General features: G+C 72.4%; 15 protein-coding genes. 6 read left to right on the top strand and 9 right to left on the bottom strand.

Going from position 1 to position 18,521, the window contains the following annotated elements; translation table 11 throughout:
- Positions 1-1,265 (bottom strand): proteasome ATPase (gene arc, locus ACFXHB_RS33915; RefSeq protein WP_380578918.1); only part of this gene is annotated, 1,265 nt, incomplete at its 3' end.
- 285 nt (positions 1,266-1,550) lie between these two features.
- On the opposite strand from arc, the gene ACFXHB_RS33910 reads away from it, so the two are divergent.
- On the top strand, positions 1,551-1,853 hold the full coding sequence (locus ACFXHB_RS33910; protein ID WP_380578916.1) for a ferredoxin: 303 nt from the start codon (positions 1,551-1,553) through the stop codon (positions 1,851-1,853).
- Between the two features lie 208 nt (positions 1,854-2,061).
- Here the strand turns inward: ACFXHB_RS33910 and ACFXHB_RS33905 are convergent, their stop codons facing one another.
- The 3 genes from ACFXHB_RS33905 to ACFXHB_RS33895 form a co-directional block, all read right to left on the bottom strand.
- The gene (locus tag ACFXHB_RS33905; RefSeq protein ID WP_380578914.1) at positions 2,062-2,667 is read right to left on the bottom strand and encodes a hypothetical protein; all 606 of its coding nucleotides are present in this window, start codon (positions 2,665-2,667) and stop codon (positions 2,062-2,064) included.
- A gap of 142 nt (positions 2,668-2,809) precedes the next feature.
- The gene (locus tag ACFXHB_RS33900; RefSeq protein ID WP_380578912.1) at positions 2,810-3,769 is read right to left on the bottom strand and encodes a tRNA (adenine-N1)-methyltransferase; all 960 of its coding nucleotides are present in this window, start codon (positions 3,767-3,769) and stop codon (positions 2,810-2,812) included.
- Positions 3,770-3,814: 45 nt separating this feature from the next.
- Positions 3,815-5,041, bottom strand: a complete 1,227-nt coding sequence (locus ACFXHB_RS33895) for a site-2 protease family protein (RefSeq protein WP_380578922.1) — start codon at positions 5,039-5,041, stop codon at positions 3,815-3,817.
- Between the two features lie 167 nt (positions 5,042-5,208).
- Here ACFXHB_RS33895 and ACFXHB_RS33890 point away from each other — a divergent pair, with 167 nt between their 5' ends.
- A complete protein-coding gene (locus ACFXHB_RS33890) occupies positions 5,209-6,117 on the top strand; it encodes a RecB family exonuclease (protein WP_380578910.1) in 909 nt (302 codons plus the stop codon).
- Positions 6,118-6,789 (top strand): response regulator, encoded by a 672-nt coding sequence (locus ACFXHB_RS33885; RefSeq protein WP_380578906.1) that lies wholly within the window; start codon positions 6,118-6,120, stop codon positions 6,787-6,789. It begins immediately after the preceding gene.
- Between the two features lie 99 nt (positions 6,790-6,888).
- Here the strand turns inward: ACFXHB_RS33885 and ACFXHB_RS33880 are convergent, their stop codons facing one another.
- From ACFXHB_RS33880 to metH, 3 genes are all read right to left on the bottom strand, one after another.
- A complete protein-coding gene (locus ACFXHB_RS33880) occupies positions 6,889-8,502 on the bottom strand; it encodes an ABC transporter substrate-binding protein (RefSeq protein ID WP_380578904.1) in 1,614 nt (537 codons plus the stop codon).
- A gap of 357 nt (positions 8,503-8,859) precedes the next feature.
- A complete protein-coding gene (locus ACFXHB_RS33875; RefSeq protein ID WP_380578902.1) occupies positions 8,860-9,564 on the bottom strand; it encodes an HAD family hydrolase in 705 nt (234 codons plus the stop codon).
- A 145-nt stretch (positions 9,565-9,709) separates the two neighbouring features.
- Positions 9,710-13,213 (bottom strand): methionine synthase, encoded by a 3,504-nt coding sequence (gene metH, locus ACFXHB_RS33870; RefSeq protein WP_380578900.1) that lies wholly within the window; start codon positions 13,211-13,213, stop codon positions 9,710-9,712.
- Between the two features lie 255 nt (positions 13,214-13,468).
- Here metH and ACFXHB_RS33865 point away from each other — a divergent pair, with 255 nt between their 5' ends.
- Entirely contained in the window at positions 13,469-14,446 is a 978-nt protein-coding gene (locus ACFXHB_RS33865; RefSeq protein WP_380578898.1) for a glycoside hydrolase family 18 protein, read from the top strand.
- Between the two features lie 50 nt (positions 14,447-14,496).
- Here ACFXHB_RS33865 and ACFXHB_RS33860 read toward each other — a convergent pair whose 3' ends face one another.
- Positions 14,497-15,015, bottom strand: a complete 519-nt coding sequence (locus ACFXHB_RS33860) for an SRPBCC domain-containing protein (protein ID WP_380578896.1) — start codon at positions 15,013-15,015, stop codon at positions 14,497-14,499.
- 160 nt (positions 15,016-15,175) lie between these two features.
- Between ACFXHB_RS33860 and ACFXHB_RS33855 the strand changes: the two genes are divergently transcribed.
- Both ACFXHB_RS33855 and ACFXHB_RS33850 read left to right on the top strand, forming a co-directional pair.
- Positions 15,176-15,988 carry an SGNH/GDSL hydrolase family protein gene (locus tag ACFXHB_RS33855; protein WP_380578894.1) on the top strand — a complete coding sequence of 271 codons (813 nt, stop codon included), beginning with the start codon at positions 15,176-15,178 and terminating at the stop codon, positions 15,986-15,988.
- A 277-nt stretch (positions 15,989-16,265) separates the two neighbouring features.
- A complete protein-coding gene (locus ACFXHB_RS33850) occupies positions 16,266-17,216 on the top strand; it encodes a PAC2 family protein (RefSeq protein ID WP_380578892.1) in 951 nt (316 codons plus the stop codon).
- Positions 17,217-17,245: 29 nt separating this feature from the next.
- Here ACFXHB_RS33850 and mshC read toward each other — a convergent pair whose 3' ends face one another.
- The gene (mshC, locus tag ACFXHB_RS33845; RefSeq protein WP_380578889.1) at positions 17,246-18,475 is read right to left on the bottom strand and encodes a cysteine--1-D-myo-inosityl 2-amino-2-deoxy-alpha-D-glucopyranoside ligase; all 1,230 of its coding nucleotides are present in this window, start codon (positions 18,473-18,475) and stop codon (positions 17,246-17,248) included.
- Positions 18,476-18,521 lie beyond the last annotated feature (46 nt).

Here is an 18,521-nt window from a genome sequence, read left to right as displayed (position 1 = left end):
GCCTCGGCGTCCGGGCGCTCGATCTTGATCTTGACGTCCAGGCGGCCGGGCCGCAGGATCGCCGGGTCGATCATGTCCTCGCGGTTCGAGGCGCCGATGACGATGACGTTCTCCAGGCCCTCCACGCCGTCGATCTCGGCGAGCAGCTGGGGGACGATGGTGTTCTCCACGTCCGAGCTGACACCCGAGCCGCGGGTGCGGAAGAGCGACTCCATCTCGTCGAAGAAGACGATGACGGGGGTGCCCTCGCTCGCCTTCTCCCGGGCCCGCTGGAAGACCAGGCGGATCTGCCGCTCGGTCTCGCCGACGTACTTGTTGAGCAGCTCGGGGCCCTTGATGTTGAGGAAGTAGCTCTTGCCCTGCGGCCGGCCGGTGACCTCGGCGACCTTCTTGGCGAGCGAGTTGGCCACCGCCTTGGCGATGAGCGTCTTGCCGCAGCCGGGCGGGCCGTAGAGCAGCACGCCCTTGGGCGGGCGCAGCTCGTACTCCTTGAAGAGCTCGGCGTGCAGGTAGGGCAGCTCGACCGCGTCGCGGATCAGCTCGATCTGGTTGCTGAGGCCGCCGATCTGGCGGTAGTCGATGTCCGGGACCTCTTCGAGGACCAGTTCCTCGACCTCGGACTTCGGCACGACCTCGTACACGTAGCCCGAACGGGGTTCGAGCAGCAGCGCGTCCCCCGCCCGGATGGTGAGCTCGCGCAGCGGTTCGGCGAGCCGGACCACCCGCTCCTCGTCCGTGTGACCGACGACCAGGGCGCGCTCGCCGTCCTCCAGGACCTCCTTGAGGGTGACGATGTCGCCGATGCGCTCGAAGGCCATCGCGTCCACGATGTTGAGGGCCTCGTTGAGCATCACCTCCTGGCCGCGCCGCAGCTCGTCGAGGTCGACGGTGGGGCTGACGTTCACGCGGAGCTTGCGCCCCCCGGTGAAGATGTCGGCGGTGCCGTCCTCGTTCTGGCTGAGGAAGGTGCCGAATCCGGCCGGGGGCTGTGCCAGCCGGTCCACTTCCTCCTTGAGGGCCACGATCTGGTCGCGGGCCTCACGCAGGGTGGAGGCGAGCCGTTCGTTCTGGGCGGACGCGCCGGCCAGGTTGGTCTGGAGCTCGACGATCCGCTCTTCGAGGATTCTCGAATTGCGCGGCGAGTCGGCGAGCTTGCGGCGCAGCACGGCGATTTCCTGCTCAAGGTACGAGACCTGAGCGGCCTCGTCGGAACCACGAGCGGGCCTGCCGGTGCTGCGGTTGTAGTCGTCATCGTGGGCTGCCACGGTCCTCACCTCCTCCGGGGAGCTGGACGCTTCCAGACCCTACCTGGGACCAGGGGTCCGTAAACCCCTAGATCAAGAAAGATGGAACGGGCGTGTCCGATCTTCGCCCTCGCGTGCTTCCCCTCTGCTAAGGAGATACCCAGCGCGCACCACCCAAAGCCGACCAGATGTATCGTCGAACAGGTCGATATCCGATCGGGACCGCGGGTCGCGGTCAGATCGTTGTACGAATGGCGGGATTGCCTCCCAATAAGGGGCGACCCGGGACAAAAAAGGCAGGGGACCATGTCGGTGACCGAAGAGGCGACGGCCGGCGAGGCGCTGGAGGTGTGGATCGACCAGGATCTGTGCACCGGCGACGGCATCTGCGCGCAGTACGCGCCCGAGGTCTTCGAACTCGACATCGACGGCCTCGCCTACGTGAAGGGCTCGGACGACGAACTGCGCCAGCAGCCCGGCGAGACCGTGCCGGTGCCGCTGACGCTGCTTCAGGACGTGGTCGACTCGGTGAAGGACTGCCCGGGCGACTGCATCCACGTCCGCCGGGTCTCCGACCGGGCCGAGGTCTACGGCCCGGACGCCGACTAGCCCCGCGCCGGCGCCGGGACACCCCGAGCCGAAGGGCCGCGCCGGCTGCCGAAAGAGTGGGCCCCTCCTGCCCGATGGCGGCCAGGAGGGCAAGCGAGGACGACGCGAGGGACGAGTGTCGTCGGAGCGCCGACCGTCGGCACCGGGTCGAGCGGCCCGGAGGCGAGCGGGCGAAGACACTGCCCGAGGGGCGAGGCGACAGCCCCCCTCAGGCCTGCGCCAGCGGAGCGGCGGTCTGGGACCGGTTCCAGCCGCCGCTCCCGCGCGTCCAGGTGAGGTCCAGTGAGATGTCCGGGCTGAACCGCGGCACGTCGTCGCTGGAGTACCCCTGCGCGTGGCCGGTGATGACGCCGTCGCTGCGCAGGCCGAGCCGGCCGACGGTGAGGTTCTCGCGTTCGGAGAGCAGGGTGGCCACCACGGCGGGCCGGCCGTCGGCGCCGGGGGCGAGCAGGTAGACGGCGTCCGGCGGAGTGCCGTTCTCGGCCGCGCAGTGCGCGGCGGCGACGGTGCCGGGCCGGCCGTCGCCGAGGTCGGCGGCGAAACTGACGGATATCTTGACCGGGAACGGTCCGCAGTCCAGCGGGAGTTCGGCCTTGGCCGGATCGGGCGCGGCGGCGGCCGGGAGGGCCTTGACGGTGGGACGGGCGGGTTTCGGCGTGCCGGTCGCCGGGTCCGCGGCGAGCGCGGTGGCCACCACGGCGGCGCAGCCGCCGATCGCGAGGGCCCAGTGCCAGGGGGCCGACCGGGCGTGTCCGGGCCCGCTGCGGGCCTGCGGTGTCTGCTGCTCAACCGTCGCCGTGACCGCGGTCTCCACCAGGCGTTCCCCTCCAGTGGGTCGGTGTGAGCGAGCATCGTCCCACACCGGGGTGAGCCGGAGGCGGCCCGGGTGCGCCGGTAGCACGAAGGGGTGGTACCCGGGCGCGAAACCCGTGGTACCACCCCTTGGCGACGTACCGTCAGCCGAGGTCCGGCTGCTCGCCGTCGCCCGCGCGGGCGGCGGCCCGGGCGGCGGCGCGCTCCTGGAGGCTCGGCTCGGGCGTGCCGTTGTCGTAGTCCTCGCCGTACGCGCCCTTGGCCGGACGGCGGCGGCGCAGGGGCGGCTCGACGCCGTCGGCGAGGCGACGGGAGGTCAGCAGGAAGCCGGTGTGCCCGATCATCCGGTGGTCCGGGCGGACGGCCAGGCCCTCCAGGTGCCAGGTGCGGACCATGGTCTCCCAGGCCTGCGGCTCGGTGAAGGTGCCGTGGTCGCGCAGCGCCTCGACGGTCTTCGACATCTGCGTGGTGGTGGCCACGTAGCAGCAGATCAGACCGCCGGGGACGAGCGCCTTGGAGGCGACGTCCAGACACTCCCAGGGGGCCAGCATGTCGAGGATGACGCGGTCCACGTCGGACTCGACCAGGTTGTCCTGGAGGTCGCCCACGGTGAGCTTCCACGCCGGGTGGGGCCCGCCGAAGTAGCGCTCGACGTTGCCCTGGGCGATGTCGGCGAAGTCCTGCCGGCGCTCGTAGGAGGCCAGCATGCCGGTGTCGCCGACGGCACGCAGCAGGTACGTGGAGAGCGCGCCGGAGCCGACGCCGGCCTCGACGACGCGGGCGCCGGCGAAGATGTCGGCCATCGCCAGGATCTGCCCCGCGTCCTTGGGGTAGATCACGGCGGCGCCGCGCGGCATGGACAGGACGTAGTCGGGGAGCAGGGGGCGCAGCGCGAGGTACGGGACGTTCCCCGTCGTGCGCACGACCGTGCCCTCGGGGGCGCCGATCAGCTCGTCGTGCGGGAACGCACCCTTGTGGGTGTGGAACTGGTTCCCGGCCTGGAGCGTGAACGTGTAGTGGCGGCCCTTCGGGTCGGTCAGCTGGACCTGGTCCCCGACCTGGAAGGGCCCGCGTCGGCGGGTGGCACCGGTCGGTTCGGACATGCGGACAATCTTAAGGGAAGCGGGCGCTCCGGCCGACCACGATGATCACCGGCCGGCGATGGCGGCGGTCAGCCGCTGCTCGATGTCGCTGAGCGTGGCCACGCCGTAGACCCGGCCGTCGGGCTCCACGACCAGGTACTCGGTGGCCGGGCTGGCCTGGAGGGCGCTCAGCAGGTCCTCGCCGGCGAGGTCGACGGGCAGCCGCAGGCCCGGTTCGAGGTCGCGGGACAGCGCGCCGACGGCGACCCAGGGGCGGCGGTGCTCGGGGATCTCGCGGACCTGGGACTCGCGGACCAGGCCGATCGGCTCGCCGCGGCCGTCGATCACGACGAGGGCCCCGGCCTGCGCCTCGCCGACCTGGCGCAGGGCCTCGCCGAGCGGGGTGTCGGCGGTGACCTCGACGACCCGGCGGACGAGGTCGCGCAGCCGCAGACCGGGCAGGACCTCCTTGAGCCGGGCCTGGTGCACGCCGGCGCCGGCGCCGTTCCAGATGATCACCGCGAGGACGGCGGCCAGCACCGCGTCGACCAGGGTGTCGGTGGTGGTGCGCTCGACGCCGCGGGCGGCGCCGAGCAGCGGGAGGCCGATCAGGACGGCGACGGCCAGCGCGCGGCCGACCCAGGCGGCGGCGACGGTGCCGGCCATCGGCCGGCCGGTGACGGCCCAGACGACGGCCCGCAGCATCCGTCCGCCGTCCAGCGGGAGCCCGGGCAGCAGGTTGAAGGCGGCGACGACGAGGTTGGAGACCATCAGACCGGTGAGCAGCACTCCGGGGACGCTGGAGAGCTCGACGGCCTGGCCCCCGAGGTAGAAGACGCCGCCGAGCACCAGGGAGAGCAGCGGGCCGACGAAGGCCAGCCAGAACTCCCGCCAGGGGCTCTCGGCCTCCTTCTCGATCTCGGAGACGCCGCCGAGGAACTGCAGCCGGATCCGGCGGACCCCGAGCCGGTAGCGGAGCGCGACCACGGTGTGGGCGAGTTCGTGGATCAGGACGGAGCCGTAGAAGGCGACCGCGAAGAAGAACGCGACCAGGTAGCGGGTCGCGCCGAGCCCGGGCAGGACGTGTTCCAGCTGGCCGCCGAAGACCCAGGTGATCAGCGCGGCGATGACGAACCAGGAGGGGGTGACGTAGACCGGCACGCCGAACGGGCGGCCCATCAGGATGCCGCTGCGCCGGTCCGGCCCGTCGGGCGGCCGGGGGCCCGGCCGGGCACCGCCGTCCTGCGGTGGCCGGTCGGAGGTCTGCCGACCGCTGCTGTCGCTCACCGTGATCCCTTCGGTCGGTCCACCGCTCGTGCGCCGTACGCCGGTCCGCCCACGCTACGTGATCGGCGCCGGGTACCGTCGCTCGCCCCTCTCGCAGGGTTCATACCCACTGGGAGGGCGGTGTGGCAGCACCGTGGCAGCGGGATGACAGTTCGGGGCAATAGGGTCGGGGTATGCAGCAGACCGACACCAGCAGCGCCGTCGCGGCCCCGGCGCGTCCCCCGGCACCGCCGACCGGGCTGTCCCCGTCCCGCGCGGGGGACTTCCTGACCTGCCCGCTGCTGTACCGGCTGCGCGTCATCGACAAGCTGCCGGAGCCGCCGAGCGCGGCGGCGACCAGGGGCACGCTGGTGCACGCGGTGCTGGAGCGGCTGTTCGACAGCCCGGCGGCCGACCGGACCCCGGAGCGCGCGCTGGGCCTGCTGCGGCCGCAGTGGGAGCGGCTGCTGGGCGAGCGCCCGGAGCTGGTCTCGCTGTTCCCGGAGGACCCGGACGGCGCGGCGCTGACCCGCTGGCTGGCGGACGCCGAGAAGCTCGTCGAGCGCTGGTTCCGGCTGGAGGACCCGACCCGGCTGCACCCGGTGGAGCGGGAGCTGTACGTGGAGACGGCCCTGGAGTCGGGGCTGCTGCTGCGCGGGTACATCGACCGGGTCGACGTCGCGCCCACCGGGGAGGTGCGGCTGGTGGACTACAAGACCGGCCGGGCGCCCTCGCGGGACTTCGAGGGCAAGGCGATGTTCCAGATGAAGTTCTACGCGCTGGTGGTGTGGCGGTGGAAGGGCGTGATCCCCAAGCGGCTGCAGCTGGTCTACCTCGGCGGGGGCGGGGACGTGGTCAGCTACGACCCGGACGAGGCGGACCTGCTCGCGGTGGAGCGCAAGTTGCAGGCCCTCTGGGAGCGGATCGCCGAGGCCGTGGCCACCGGAGACTTCCCCGCGACCCGCAACCGGCTCTGCGACTGGTGCGACCACCAGGCCAGCTGCCCGGAGTTCGGCGGCACTCCCCCGCCGTACCCGCTGCCGCTGGCCCGTACGTCTGACGAGGACGATCCCACGGGGGATCCGATGAGCAAGGAGTCCTAGGTGACGATCCGAGTGCTGCTGGTCGACGACCAGCCGCTGCTTCGCACCGGTTTCCGGATGATCCTGGAGGCCGAGGCCGACCTAGTGGTGGTCGGTGAGGCCGGCGACGGCCAGCAGGCGCTGGACCAGGTCCGGGCGCTGCAGCCCGACGTGGTGCTGATGGACATCCGGATGCCCCGGATGGACGGCGTGGAGGCGACCCGCCGGATCGCCGGCCCGGGTCGGGACGGCCCGGCGAAGGTGCTCGTGCTGACCACCTTCGACCTGGACGAGTACGTGGTGGAGGCACTGCGCGCGGGCGCCAGCGGCTTCCTGCTGAAGGACGTGCCGGCCGAGGAGCTGGTGCAGGCGATCCGGGTGGTCGCGGACGGCGCGGCGATGCTGGCGCCGAGCATCACCCGGCGGCTGCTGGACATGTACGCCACCAAGCTGCCCTCGGGCGAGGACGCGCCGCCGCAGGCGCTCAACGCGCTGACCGAGCGTGAGCTGGAGGTGCTGAAGCTGGTGGCGCGCGGGCTGTCCAACGCGGAGATCGCGGCGGAGCTGTTCGTCAGCGAGACCACGGTGAAGACGCACGTCGGCCATGTGCTGACCAAGCTCCAGCTGCGCGACCGGGTGCAGGCGGCGGTGTACGCCTACGAGAGCGGGCTGGTGCGCCCCGGCGCGCTCTGAGCCCGGCCGGACCGGAACATGACGGTGGCCCGTCCGCTCCCCTTGCACCCTGGGGGGAGTGGACGGGCCACCGTGCTGAGGGTCACCCGGTGGACCGGGTCACTTGCCGAGGCGGCCGATCTCCCAGAAGCGGAAGAAGCCGGTGGTGTCGACGGTCGACTCCACGCCGGTGATGTTCGAACGCGACGCGAAGAAGGCCTTGTTCTGGAACAGCGGGATCAGCGGCGCGTTCTCGGCGACGATGCCCTGGATCTGCGCGTAGGTGGCGGCGGCCGCCGCGCGGTCGGCCTGCTTGAGGCTCTCGGGCACCAGCTTCTGGCTGATCCGCGCGTCGTCCCAGCCGTGGTGGTAGGCACCGCCGTCGACGACCAGCGGCGCGACGTAGTTGTCCGCGTCCGGGTAGTCGGCGAACCAACCGATCGTGTAGGCCTGGTACTTGCCCTCGACCCAGCCCTTCTTGTAGACCTCCCAGTCCGCCTCGTGCTGGACGGTCACCTGGAAGAGGCCGCCGTTCTCCAGCTGCTTCTTCAGCGCGTCGGCCTCGGCGCCCTCGGCGCGCGAGCGCGACCAGGTGAGGGTCAGCTTGACCGGCACCGGGACCTTGGCCGCGGTCAGGATCGCCTTGGCCTTGTTGACGTCCTGGTCGCCGTACTTGTCGAAGAAGGCGGTGTTGTGGCCGGCGACGCCGGCCGGGACCATCGAGTAGAGCGGCTGGACGGTGCGCGCGAAGACGTCGCGGGCGAGCGACTTGCGGTCGACCAGCTGGGCGGCGGCCTGCCGGACGGCGACGTTGCCGCCGGTCGCGTCCTTGGTGTTGAAGACCAGGTAGCGGGTGTCGTTGCTGTCGCCCTCGACGACCTGCAGGTCGCTCTTGCCGCCCTGCTGGTCGGCCAGGACCTGGGCCGCGGTGTTGGGCTCCAGGCTGTTGTCGGCCAGGTCGATGTCGCCCTTGTCGAGCGCGGCCTTCAGCTCGGCCGGCTTGTCGAAGTACCGGAGGGTGAACTTCTTGTTCCGGAGCTTGGCGTCGCCGGTGTACTTGTCGTTGGGGGACAGCGCGACCTTGCCGGGGACCTTGGCGCCGCCCTCGACGGCCGTGGTCTCGATCGAGTCGATCTTGTACGGGCCGGAGCCGACCAGCTTGTCGTTGGACAGCAGCTTGTCGGCCGGGAAGACCTCCTGGTCGACGATGGCACCGGCCGGGCCCGCGAGCTTCGCGGGGAGGGTCGCGTCGGGCGCGGAGAGGTGGAAGAGCACCTCGGCGTCGCCCTTGGCCTCGACCGACTTGATCGACTCCAGCAGGCCCGCCGGGCCGCTCGGGTCGGCGATCTTCTTCGTCCGCTCGATGGAGTGGACGACGTCGGCGGCGGTGAGCGCGTGGCCGTTGGAGAACTTCAGGCCGCTCTTGAGCGTGCAGTGGTAGTGGGTGGCCTCGCCCGCGGTGAACTCGCAGGACTGCGCGGCGTCGGGGCCGGGGGTGCTGGAGGCGGCCGGGTAGGACAGCAGCGACTGGAAGGTGTTGCGCAGCAGCAGCCAGGAGCCGGCGTCGTACGCGCCGGCCGGGTCCAGCACGTTGGTGACCGAGGTGGTGCCCATCGTGATCGCCTTGTCGCCGCCCCCCTTGACGGCGTCGGTGACCGAGCCGCAGCCGGCCACCGAGACGGCCACCAGGCCGGCGCAGCCGAGCGCTGCCAGTCGTTCAGCTGAAGTCTTCACGGGTCGCGTCCTTCGGGTGCGGTCCAGCCGGGGGGCCGGCGGCCCGCGCTCGGTTGGTCCTCCGGGGTCGTGGAGGTCGCGCACGGACCGGGCGCCGTACGACCGCGGGCAGGACGGGGTTGCCCGTCAGCGGCGGTGGCATGGCTCGGGGGTGGGGAACGAACTGGAGTAGCGTGCCATATCGAACACACACCACCGATACCCGTACAAGTGACAGTTGGGACACGAGGGGACGGTGCGATCGCGGCCGCTCGACGAGTTGTCAGGCAATGCCCGATTTCTCCCCGAGGGCGTGCCATGAGCGGACGGCACCGGCCACGTACCGGTCGGTAAGACCCCTCCGCAATGAGACGACAATCACACTCGCGAGGCGACCAGCGAGCGGAGCAGCTCAAGATCGACACGCTCCAGCGAGGGCAGCACGAGCCGGCCGGGGGCCGGCTCGATCGCCGCCACCGACGGCACCGCGATCACCGGGCAGCCCGCCGCCTCGGCCGCGCGGACCCCGGTCGGGGCGTCCTCCACCACCACGCAGCGGGACGGCTCCGCCCCCAGCCGGCGCGCCGCCTCCAGGTACGGGTCCGGGTGCGGCTTGGTGCGCGGCACCTCGTCCCCGGCGACCGTGAAGGCGAAGTGGTGGGCGCCCAGCGACCGCAGCACGATGTCGATCACGTGCCGGTGCGAGGCGGACACCAGGGCGGCCGGAACGCCGTGGGCGGCAAGGGTGTTGAGGAGCCGCTCGGCGCCCGGCATGAGCGGCACGCCGCCGCCCAGCAGATCCACGAAGCGCTGGTTGATCAGGACGGTCAGGTCGGCCGGCGCGAGGTCCACCCCGGTGGTGGCCAGCAGGTAGTCGATCACCCGGCTCATCGGGCCGCCGACCACGTGGGACCGGTCGTTCTCGTCCAGCGTGTAGCCCAGCTCGGCGAAGAGCGAGGCCTCGGCCTGCCACCAGAAGTTCTCGGTGTCCACCAGGGTCCCGTCCATGTCCAGCAGCACCGCCTGCAGGCCCCGGCCCTCGTTGTGGTCGAGGGCGCGGGTGGCGGTGGAGATGGTGGTCATGGCGGGGTCCTTCCGTCCGTGCCCCGGGGCGACCGCCCCTGGGGATGGCACGGGCCGGCCCGCTGGTGAGCGGACCGGCCCGTTCAGGATGATCCAGGATACGCCCCGCCTCGCGGAAAAGGGCGAACGGTGCGCGACGCGGGGGTTACCGCGCGTTGAAGTACGTGGCCTCCGGGTGGTGGATCACGATCGCGTCGGTGGACTGCTCGGGGTGCAGCTGGAACTCCTCCGACAGCACCACGCCGATCCGCTCGGGCCGCAGCAGCTCGGCGATCTTGGCGCGGTCCTCCAGCTCCGGGCAGGCGCCGTAGCCGAGCGAGAAGCGGGCGCCCCGGTACTTCAGCGCGAACATGTCCTTGACGTCCTGCGGGTCCTCACCGGAGAAGCCCAGCTCGAAGCGGACCCGGGCGTGCCAGAACTCGGCCAGCGCCTCGGCCAGCTGCACCGAGAGCCCGTGCAGCTCCAGGTAGTCGCGGTAGGAGTTGTTGGCGAACAGCTCGTTGGCCGCCTCGGAGATCCGGTTGCCCATGGTGACCACCTGCAGGCCCACCACGTCCTTGGCGCCCGACTCCTCCGGACGGAAGTAGTCGGCCAGGCAGAGCCGGCGCCCGCGCCGCTGGCGCGGGAAGGTGAAGCGGGTCCGCTCGGTGCCGTCCTCGTTGAAGACGATCAGGTCGTCGCCCTTGGAGTTGGCGGGGTAGTAGCCGTAGACCACGGCCGCCTCCAGCCAGCCCTCGGTCTGCAGCCGGTCCAGCCACATCCGCAGCCGCGGCCGGCCCTCGGTCTCCACCAGCTCCTCGTACGAGGGGCCGTCGCCACTGCGGGCGGCCTTCAGGCCCCACTGCCCCTTGAACAGCGCATCCTCGTCCAGCCAGGAGGCGTAGTCGGCGAACGGGACGCCCTTGACGATCCGGTCGCCCCAGAACGGCGGGGTCGGCACGGTGTTGTCGACCGAGACGTCCGAGCGGATCTGGCCGAGGTTGACCTCCTCCGGCTCCTCGACCTCCACCCGGGCGTGCCGGCGCTGCTTGAGCTCCGGCAGGGTGGCGCCGGGCACGCCGCGCTTGACCGCGATCAGCGCGTCCATCAGCCGCAGGCCCTCGAAGGCGTCCCGGGCGTAGCGGACCTCGCCCTCGTAGATCTCGTGCAGGTCCTGCTCGACGTAGGCGCGGGTGAGCGCGGCACCGCCGAGGATCACCGGGTAGTCGGCGGCCAGCTTGCGCTGGTTCAGCTCCTGCAGGTTCTCCTTCATGATCACGGTGGACTTGACCAGCAGGCCGGACATCCCGATCACGTCCGCCCGGTGCTCCTGGGCGGCGTCCAGGATCGCCGAGACCGGCTGCTTGATGCCCAGGTTGACCACGGTGTAGCCGTTGTTGGACAGGATGATGTCGACCAGGTTCTTGCCGATGTCGTGGACGTCGCCCTTGACGGTGGCGAGCACGATGGTGCCCTTGCCCTCGTCGTCGGACTTCTCCATGTGCGGCTCCAGGTGGGCCACCGCGGTCTTCATCACCTCGGCGGACTGCAGCACGAACGGCAGCTGCATCTGGCCGGAGCCGAACAGCTCGCCGACCACCTTCATGCCGGCCAGCAGCGTGCCGTTGACGATCTCCAGCGCCGGACGCTCCGTCAGCGCCTCGTCCAGGTCCGCCTCCAGGCCGTTGCGCTCGCCGTCGATGATCCGGCGCTGGAGGCGCTCCTCCAGCGGCAGCGCCGCCAGCTCCTCCGCCTTGGACGCCTTCATCGAGGTCGAGGAGACGCCCTCGAAGAGCTGGAGCAGCTTCTGCAGCGGGTCGTAGCCCTCGCTGCGGCGGTCGTAGACCAGGTCGAGGGCGACCTCGCGCTGGTCCTCGGGGATCCGGGCCACCGGCAGGATCTTGGAGGCGTGCACGATCGCGGAGTCCAGGCCGGCCTCGACGCACTCGTTCAGGAAGACCGAGTTGATCACCATGCGGGCGGCCGGGCTCAGCCCGAAGGAGATGTTGGACAGGCCCAGGGTGGTCTGCACGTCCGGGTGGCGGCGCTTGAGCTCGCGGATCGCCTCGATGGTCTCGATGCCGTCCCGGCGGGACTCCTCCTGGCCGGTGCCCAGGGTGAAGGCCAGGCAGTCGACCAGGATCGAGCCCTCGTCGATGCCGTACTCGGTGGTGAGCTGGGCGATCAGGCGCTCGGCGATGGCGACCTTGGTCTCGGCCGTCCGGGCCTGGCCGTCCTCGTCGATGGTGAGGGCGATCAGGCCGGCCCCGTGCTCGCGGGCCAGCGAGGCGATCCGCCCGAACCGGGTGTCCGGGCCGTCGCCGTCCTCGTAGTTGACCGAGTTGAGCAGCGCGCGGCCGCCGAGCGCCTCCAGGCCCGCCCGCAGCACGTCCGGCTCGGTGGAGTCCAGCACGATCGGCAGGGTGGAGGCGGTCGCCAGCCGGCCGGCGATCTCCTTCATGTCGGCGACGCCGTCGCGGCCGACGTAGTCCACGCAGAGGTCCAGCAGGTGGGAGCCGTCCCGGATCTGCTCACGGGCGATCTCCACGCAGGCCTGCCAGTCGCCGGCCAGCATCGAGTCGCGGAACTTCTTCGAGCCGTTGGCGTTGGTGCGCTCGCCGATCGCCAGGTACGAGGTGTCCTGACGGAACGGCACCGCCTGGTACAGCGAGGCCGCCGAGGGCTCCGGGCGCGGGTCGCGGGCGACGACCGGACGGCCCTGGACGCGCTCGACCACCTGGCGCAGGTGCTCGGGCGTGGTACCGCAGCAGCCGCCGACCAGCGAGAGGCCGTACTCGCGGGTGAAGACGTCGTGCGCCTCGGCCAGCTCGGCCGGGGACAGCGGGTAGTGGGCGCCGTCCTTGCCCAGCACCGGCAGGCCCGCGTTCGGCATGCAGGACAGACCGATCTTCGCGTTCTTGGCGAGGTAGCGCAGGTGCTCGCTCATCTCGGCCGGGCCGGTCGCGCAGTTCAGGCCGATGTAGTCGACGCCCAGCGGCTCCAGGGCGGTCAGCGCCGCGCCGATCTCCGAGCCGAGCAGCATGGTGCCGGTGGTCTCGACCGTCACCTGGACGAGCACCGGCAGGTCCAGCCCGGCCTCGGCGAGCGCCCGCTTCGAACCCAGGATCGCGGCCTTGGTCTGCAGCAGGTCCTGGCTGGTCTCCACCAGCAGCGCGTCGGCGCCACCCGCGATCAGGCCGGCCGCGTTCAGCTGGAAGCCGTCGCGCAGGACCTCGTACGGGGCGTGGCCGAGGGTGGGCAGCTTGGTCCCGGGGCCGATCGAGCCCAGGACCCAGCGGGTGCGGCCGTCGTCGAAGGAGTCGGCGGCCGCGCGAGCGATCGCGGCACCCGCCTCGGAGAGCTCGAAGATCCGCTCGGGGATGTCGTACTCGCCGAGCGCCGAGAAGTTGGCGCCGAAGGTGTTGGTCTCCACGCAGTCCACACCCACCGCGAAGTACGCGTCGTGGACGGAGCGGACGATGTCGGGCCGGGTGACGTTGAGGACCTCGTTGCAGCCTTCCAGGTTCTGGAAGTCCTCCAGGCTCGGGTCCTGGGCCTGGAGCATGGTTCCCATCGCCCCGTCGGCCACCACCACCCTGGTGGCGAGCGCCTCACGCAGCGCGTTCGCGCGGCTCTGCTGAGTGATGGACGGGTCGGCTGCAGTGGCCATGGGGCTTCTCCCTGGGTGCGACGGCTGTCGGCTTTGCGCACCCGCTGAATCGGGCACGCACGTGGCCAGGGTATCCGGCCGGTGGCGTGCACCGGTGGAGCATTTCGTATCCTGAGCACTCGGCCGCACGGGGGGAGCGACTGCATGACGGGGACCGGTGCACGGATCCGACGGTTCGGACGGGCCCTGGGGGCGCCGTCACGAGCCCTGCGAACGCGCTGGCGACGGTGGTCGCGGTGGCGCCGGACCCTCGCGGTGGCACTGGTCGTGGCCGCCGTCGCCGTACTGCCGGTCGGCTCGGCGGCGCTCGCGCTGCGGCTGCAGTACGTCGGCGACCCCTCCCCCGAGGCCCGCACCCGCGGCAAGGACGTCGTCTGGCTGGGTCACGCCTGGGTGGACGGCCGGAAGGGTGACGCCGATGTCGCCGACCTCGCCCGGCGGCTCGCCGGGACGGGCGTGCGCGACCTCTACGTCCACACCGGCCCGCTGGAGCACGACGGCTCGCTGCCGCCGGCCGTCCACCCCCGCGCCCGGTGGTTCACCGAGGCGGCCCACCGGGCGCTGCCCGGCATCCGGGTGCAGAGCTGGCTGGGTGACGAGGTCAAGCCCGAGAAGGACGCCCTGGACCTGGAGGACGCGCCGACCCGGGACCGGGTCACCGCCTCCGCCCGCCAGGTGCTGGACCTCGGCTTCGACGGGGTGCACTTCGACATGGAACCGATCCGCCCCGGCTCCGCGGGCTGGCTCGCGCTGCTGGACCAGGTCCGGCCGGTCACCGCCGGCCGCGGCGCCCGGCTGTCGGCGGCCGTCCCGCAGATCGACCCGCTGCCCTACCAGCACGACGTCGCCATCGCGCTGACCGACCACGGCAAGTGGTGGGACCAGGCCTACTTCGCCGAGACCGCCCGCCGGGTCGACCAGATCGCGGTGATGACCTACGACTCCAGCATGCCGACCGAGTCCCTCTACGGGGGCTACAACGCCTACCAGACCGAGCTGGCCCTGGAGGCCACCCCCGAGGACGTGGACCTGCTGATGGGCCTGCCGTTCTACTGGGACGACAAGTGGGGCCACTGGGGTCACGCCGAGACGGTGACCGCCGGAATCCGCGGCATCCGGCTCGGCCTCGGCCGGTACGACCTCGACCGGGAGAACTTCGGCGTCGGACTGTACGTCGACTTCGCCGCCACCGAGCAGAACTGGACCGACTACCGGCGCGACTGGGTGCGCTGAGCCCGGGCGGGCGCGCCGGGTCCGCCGGGCCGTGACGAGCACCGTCCCGGCTACGCCATCCGGTGCGCGAGGGCGGCCAGGTAGCGCCGGACGCCGGCGCTCTCCCCCGGGCCGTAGTGCGAGACGGCCCGGTAGAACGGCTGGTACACCTCGCCGCGCTCGGTGACCGTCAGACTGCAGCCCCGGCCGGCGGGCGTCAGCACGAGCGTCCAGGTGCCGCCCCAGGGGAGGTCCGGGTCGGCCACCCCGGTCACCAGGCGGTGCGGGGCCTCGCTCTCCACCACCTCGAAGGTGGCGTGTCCGTGCCGCCCGTACTCGCGCCAACGGGGCCGGCCGCCGACGCCCGCCGGCAGCCGCTCGACGTGGGACAGGCCCGGGCGCCACGCCGGGTAGAGGTCGATGTCGGTCAACACGTCCCAGACCGCGCCCGGCGGCTGGGACAGCTCCAGACCGCCCTCGGTCACATGCTCCACCGGCAGGCGCCGGCCCGCCGCCACGGCCGCCAGCACCACCGCCGCGGCCCCGGCGGCCACCACCGCGCCGACGCCGATCCACCACCGTCCGTCCATCCGCCCGGCTCCTCACGCCCGCCGTCCGACCCCTCCCCCCATCATCGCGCCGCCCCGGCGCGCGGGCACGGGAGACGACTGTGCGTCACCATTCCGATACGATCCGTGCCCGATGGGCCGAGGCGGACCGCGCCCGGCCGCCGGACTCCGGAGAACCGCCGTGCAGCGCCACCCCTTCCTGGCCGCCCTGGCCGCCGTACCGCTCCTGTTCTGCGCCGCCCCCGCCGGCGCCGCGCCCGCCGACACCCCGCCCCGGTACGCCGCCCTGGGCGACTCCTACGCCGCCGGGGTCGCGGCCGGCGCCTACGACCCGGCCTCCGGTGACTGCCACCGCAGCGCCAACGCCTACCCGGCACTCTGGGCCGCCGACCACGGCGCCGCCGGCTTCCTCTCCGCCGCGTGCGGCGGCGCGACCACCGAGGACGTCCGGAGCGGGCAACTGCCCCGGGTCGACGCGGACACCACCGTCCTCACCCTCACCGTCGGCGGCAACGACCTAGGCTTCGCCGGGGCCGCCACCGACTGTCTCCAGCCGCTGACCACCGAGGCCCGCTGCACCGCGACCCTGGACGAGTCCGCCCGGCGGCTGCGCGAGGAGCTGCCCGGTCGGCTCTCCGGCCTCTACGACGCGGTACGGGCCGCCGCCCCGGCCGCCCGGGTGGTGGTCACCGGCTACCCGCACCTGCTGCGCACCGGCACCACCTGCCTGATCGGCACCGACGCGCGCCGGGTGCGGTTCAACGCGCTCACCGACGAACTGGACGAGCTGATCCGCGACCGGGCGGACGCGCACGGGTTCGCGTTCGCCGACGTCCGGACGGCGTTCGACGGCCACGGGGTCTGCGCCGGCGGCGGACAGGAGTGGATCACCGGCATCGTGCTCCCCCGCCTCTGGGAGTCCTTCCACCCCACGCCCGACGGGCAGTCCCTCGGCTACCTGCCGGCCGTCACCGCCGCGACCGGGCCGCGCTGAGCCGCCCCGGGGCCCGGCGGCGCCCGGCGGCGGGCCCGTGGCCGTCCCGGACCCCGCCGCCGGGATAACCGGTGGATCCCGGCGCCCCGCTCCCCCAGACTGTCCCGGTGCCCCGCCGGGAGGCGCATCAAAGCCCGTAGGCTGGGCAGGTAGGGACCGTGGAGCGAGGCGTTCCATGGGTGACGAGAGGTTCGACAGTCGGCAGCCGGCCCGTCGGCGCCTCGGCAGGCCAGCCGGGGCGGGGTCGGTCCGTCCGCCGACCGGAGGGAGACGCTGGGTGATCGAATTGGAAGATGTTCCCGAGTTGATCGACCCGGTGATGGTCTGCGCCTTCGAGGGCTGGAACGACGCCGGGGACGCCGCGTCCGCGGCCGTGGCGCATCTGGACGAGACCTGGGGCGGCAAGGTGTTCGCCGCCCTGGACGCCGAGGACTACTACGACTTCCAGGTCAACCGGCCCACGGTCTGGCTGGACGGCGGCATCCGCCGGATCACCTGGCCTACGACCCGACTCTCGGTGGTCCGGGTGACCGAGCCCACCACCCGGGACATCGTCCTGGTGCGCGGCATCGAGCCCAGCATGCGCTGGCGCTCGTTCTGCAACGAGCTGCTCGGCTTCGCGCACGAGCTGGGCATCGAGCTGGTGGTCATCCTGGGCGCGCTGCTCGGGGACACCCCGCACAGCCGCCCGGTCCCGGTCAGCGGGGTCACCTCCGACCCGGACCTGGCCCAGCGGCTGGACTTGGAGGAGAGCCGCTACGAGGGCCCGACCGGGATCGTCGGGGTGCTCCAGGAGGCCTGCACGCATGCCGGCGTCCCGGCCGTGACGCTCTGGGCGGCGGTGCCGCACTACGTCGCGCAGCCCCCGAACCCGAAGGCCACCCTGGCGCTGATCAACAAGCTGGAGGACCTGCTGGACCTGCGCATCCCGCCGGGCGAGCTGGGCGAGGACGCCCGGGCCTGGCAACTGGGCGTGGACCAGCTGGCCGCCGAGGACACCGAGGTGGCCGAGTACGTCCAGCAGCTGGAGGAGGCACAGGACACCGCCGAGCTGCCGGAGGCCTCGGGCGACGCGATCGCCCGGGAGTTCGAGCGCTACCTGCGCCGCCGGGAGAACGTCGGACCGGGCGGCGAGAAGCCGGTCGCCGGCCATGCCACGGCGGAGCGGCCGAGCGAGCCCGAACCGCCCACCGCGCGGGAGAGCCAGGACGGCGGCGAGGAGGACTGACCCTCCCCTCCGCCGTGTCGGGCCCCGTCCTACAGCGCGATGCCGAGCAGGGCGTCCACCGTGCGCGAGACCAGACCGGGCGCGCCCATGTCCGTGCCGCTCCCGGCCTCCTGGGCGGCCGCCCAGCGGTCGACCGCGGCCAGCGCCGCGGGCGCGTCCAGGTCGTGCGCGAGCGCCTCCCGGACCTCGGCGAGCAGGGCCTCGGCCGGCGGGCCGTCCGGGCGGGAGACCGCGGCGCGCCAGCGGGCGAGGCGCTCGACGGCCTCGTCCAGGGTGGCCTTGGTCCACTCCCAGTCCTCGCGGTAGTGGTGCGAGAGCAGGGCGAGGCGGATGGCCGCCGGGTCGACGCCGTCGCGGCGCAGCGCCGAGACGAAGACCAGGTTGCCGCGCGACTTGGACATCTTGTGGCCGTCCAGGCCGACCATGCCCGCGTGGACGTACGCCTGCGCGTACGGGTGGCTCCCGGTGGCGACCTGGGCGTGCGCGGCGCCCATCTCGTGGTGCGGGAAGGAGAGGTCGCTGCCGCCGCCCTGGATGTCGAAGGACATCCCGAGGAACTGCAGGGCGATGGCGACGCACTCGATGTGCCAGCCGGGGCGGCCGTGGCCGAGCTCGGTGTCCCAGGCGGGCTCGCCGGGGCGGGCCGAGAGCCAGAGCAGGGCGTCCAGCGGGTGGCGCTTGCCGGGGCGGTCCGGGTCGCCGCCGCGCTCGGCGAAGACCGGGCGCATCGCCTCCCGGGTCAGGCCGGACACCTCGCCGAAGTGCGGCTCCGACTCGACCGAGAAGTAGATGTCGTCGTCGACCTTGTAGGCGGCGCCGCTCGCCAGCAGCTTCTGGACCAGCGGGACGATCCACGGGATCGACTCGACGGCGCCGATGTAGTGGGCCGGCGGGATCAGCCGCAGGGCGGTCATGTCCTCGCGGAAGAGCGCGGTCTCGCGCTCGGCGAGGGCCACCCAGTCCTGGCCGGTCTCGATCGCCCGCGCCAGCAGCGGGTCGTCCACGTCGGTGACGTTCTGGACGTACAGGACGTCGTGGCCGGCGTCCCGCCACACGCGCTGCACCAGGTCGAAGGCGTTGTACGTGGCGGCGTGGCCCATGTGGGTCGCGTCGTAGGGCGTGATGCCGCAGACGTAGATCCGGGCGGTGCCGTCCTGCGGGACGACCTCCCGGATACAGCCCGCGGCGGTGTCGTGGATACGAAGGGGGAGCCCCTGACCAGGCAGGGCGGGAACCTCGGAGGCGGGCCAGGCATGCATGGGAATGACTTTAACCGCGCGAACATTTGAAAGCCTAACCAGTGCG

It is taken from the genome of Kitasatospora sp. NPDC059327 (assembly GCF_042752535.1).
Classification (GTDB): domain Bacteria; phylum Actinomycetota; class Actinomycetes; order Streptomycetales; family Streptomycetaceae; genus Kitasatospora.
This window is presented reverse-complemented; position numbering and strand designations above follow the sequence as displayed.